Below are 2542 nucleotides of genomic sequence, written 5' to 3'. Positions count from 1 at the left end.
ACGTCGACGGTGGCGTGGGTGGCGTGGGCGTGTTTGCTGATGTTCTGGAGGAGTTCGGAGACGGTGAAGTAGGCGATGCCTTCGATGGCTTGTGCGGGGCGGGTGTGGAGGTCGACGGTGACGGTGACGGGGACGGTGCAGCGGGAGGCGATGGCGGAGAGTGCGGCGTCGAGTCCTCGGTCGGTGAGGACGGCGGGGTGGATGCCGCGGGCGAGGTCGCGGAGTTCCTGGAGGGCGACCTTGACCTCGTCGTGGGCTTCTTCGACCATGCGGGCGGCGGCCTGGGGGTCGTGGTCGAGTTTTTCCTTCGCCAGTCCGAGGTCCATGGCGAGGGCGACGAGGCGGGCCTGTGCGCCGTCGTGGAGGTCGCGTTCGATGCGGCGCAGGTCCGCGGCGGCCGTGTCCACGACCACACCCCGGTCCGACTCCAGCTCGGCGATCCTGCGCTCCAGTTCGTCGGAGGGCGAGAGCAGTCCCCGCACCATCGCCCGGTCCGCGTTCGTCAGCCCGCGCGCCAGGTAAGGGAGCACGGGCCAGAGGACGAACAGGCCCACCAGCGTCACGGCGAACGTCGCCACGCCCCACGGCAGCCGGATGAACGAATACAGCAACGCCCGCCAGCCGACCGGGTCCTTCAGCCCCGTCCACAGCCAGGTGAAGAAGCCCTGGTCCCGGCGGCTCCGCCCCATGGGGCTCGGCTCCTCGATCCGCACCCCGAGCATCCGACGCGCCCGGCCGCGCTCGGCCCGGCCTAGACCGCGCGCGCCCTGGAGCCCCAGCGCGAGCAGCGGCAGCCCGATCACGGTGACGGAGAGCCCGGCACCCACTCCGACCAGGAACACGGCGTACACGAACCCGGCGATCGCCATCGGCAGATTGGCCAGGAGATACGCGATCTCCTTCCACGTCCACCGGTCGAAGGCGAAGCGCGCGGGCGGTGGCCGGTCGTCGTCCGGCAGGGAGGGGCTCATGGTCATACGACCAGCGTGCCGGGCCGGAGGCGCCCACGCCATGGGGTTCGTGGGTGAGGGGCGAGTAGGGATAACCCCACCACGTGCCGCGCCTCCCGTGGCCCCTCCTGCCCCGCCTGTTGCGCGACGGGGTTGCTTACCGTTTCTTTAGCAGGGCCTAGACTCCCGTGCGTACAGACCGTCGAACAGGTTGAGGGAGCGAGGGGCGGACGTGGCGGACGTGGCGGGACCGACCGTTCTCGCGTCGGACTACTTCCAGAGCTACTCAGTGGTCGGACTGCTCGCCGTGGTCGGCGTGCTGTTCGTCGCCGTCGCCTTCGGGGCCGGCCGGCTGCTGAGGCCCGTGGTCCCGACGCCGGAGAAACTCCTCACGTACGAGTGCGGCGTGGACCCCGTGGGGGAGGGCTGGGCCCACACCCAGGTCCGCTACTACGTGTACGCCTTCCTGTACGTGATCTTCGCCGTCGACTCGATCTTCCTGTTCCCGTGGGCGACGGTGTTCGCGGCCCCGGGCTACGGGGCGACGACGCTGGTGGAGATGTTCGTCTTCCTCGGTTTCCTGGCCGTGGGACTGCTCTACGCATGGAAGAAGGGTGTCCTCGAATGGGCGTGACGAGCCGGCCGAACCCCGAACCCCCCGTGTCGCTGCCCGACCCGACGCGCCTGCCCGAGTCCAGGAAACTCGGCGTGCTGTCCCGGCTCGCGCCCGAACCGATGAAGGTGGTCCTCAACTGGGGCCGCCGCTACAGCCTCTGGGTCTTCAACTTCGGACTCGCCTGCTGCGCCATCGAATTCATCGCCGCCTCCATGGCGCGGCACGACTTCATCCGGCTCGGCGTCATCCCGTTCGCGCCCGGCCCCCGGCAGGCCGACCTGATGGTCGTGTCCGGCACGGTGACGGACAAGATGGCCCCGGCCGTGAAGCGGCTCTACGAGCAGATGCCCGAACCGAAGTACGTCATCTCCTTCGGCGCCTGCTCCAACTGCGGCGGGCCGTACTGGGATTCGTACTCCGTGACGAAGGGCGTCGACCAGATCATCCCCGTCGACGTGTACGTGCCCGGCTGCCCGCCCCGGCCCGAGGCGCTCCTCCAGGGCATCCTCAAGCTCCAGGAGAAGATCGCCCGCGAATCGCTCGCCGAGCGGTACGCCACCGAGGACACGGCCCGCCCCTCGGCCGCCGCCCTGCGCAGCGGTCTCGTCGCAGCTCCGAAGACACCGGGGGAGGAGCGGACGTGACCGCCCCGGACACCTACGACCGGCTGCCCGACGCCGTCACCGACGTCTTCGGCCCGGACGCCACCGCCGCGCACGCGTACGACCTGCTGACCGTCGACGTCCCCGCCGCGTCCTGGACCGCCGCCCTCGAAACGGCCCGCGACGAGCTGGGCTGCACCTATTTCGACTGGCTGAGCGCCGTCGACGAACCGGGCACCGGCTTCCGCGTCTGCGCCCATGTCGCGGCCCTCGGCGGCGGTACGGTCCGGCGCCTGCTGCTCCGTACGACCGTCCCGCACGACGCGGCGGTCCTGCCCACCGCCGTCGGCGTCTACGCCGGCGCCGCGTGGCAC

General features: G+C 70.7%; 4 protein-coding genes. 3 read left to right on the top strand and 1 reads right to left on the bottom strand.

Features of this window, described 5'->3' with window-relative positions; all coding sequences use genetic code 11:
- On the bottom strand, positions 1-977 hold a 977-nt coding region (locus tag VN520_RS32170; RefSeq protein WP_325750460.1), incomplete at its 3' end, for a sensor histidine kinase.
- A 205-nt stretch (positions 978-1182) separates the two neighbouring features.
- On the opposite strand from VN520_RS32170, the gene VN520_RS32165 reads away from it, so the two are divergent.
- The 3 genes from VN520_RS32165 to VN520_RS32155 form a co-directional block, all read left to right on the top strand.
- Positions 1183-1584, top strand: coding sequence for an NADH-quinone oxidoreductase subunit A (locus tag VN520_RS32165; RefSeq protein WP_325750459.1), 402 nt, complete (start codon positions 1183-1185; stop codon positions 1582-1584).
- Positions 1575-2210, top strand: coding sequence for an NADH-quinone oxidoreductase subunit B family protein (locus VN520_RS32160; RefSeq protein ID WP_325750458.1), 636 nt, complete (start codon positions 1575-1577; stop codon positions 2208-2210). Before VN520_RS32165 ends, VN520_RS32160 begins: the two co-directional genes overlap by 10 nt.
- Positions 2102-2542 (top strand): NADH-quinone oxidoreductase subunit C (locus tag VN520_RS32155; protein WP_325750461.1); only part of this gene is annotated, 441 nt, incomplete at its 3' end. The genes VN520_RS32160 and VN520_RS32155, both read left to right, overlap by 109 nt.

Origin of the sequence: Streptomyces sp. (genome assembly GCF_035563135.1) — a bacterium.
In the GTDB taxonomy this organism is placed as follows: domain Bacteria; phylum Actinomycetota; class Actinomycetes; order Streptomycetales; family Streptomycetaceae; genus Streptomyces.
This window is presented reverse-complemented; position numbering and strand designations above follow the sequence as displayed.

What these genes read in the sequence shown, in the direction of transcription:
- VN520_RS32160 (WP_325750458.1), top strand. Translation starts at nt 1,575, where the DNA reads ATGGGCGTGACGAGCCGGCCGAACCCCGAACCCCCCGTGTCGCTGCCC.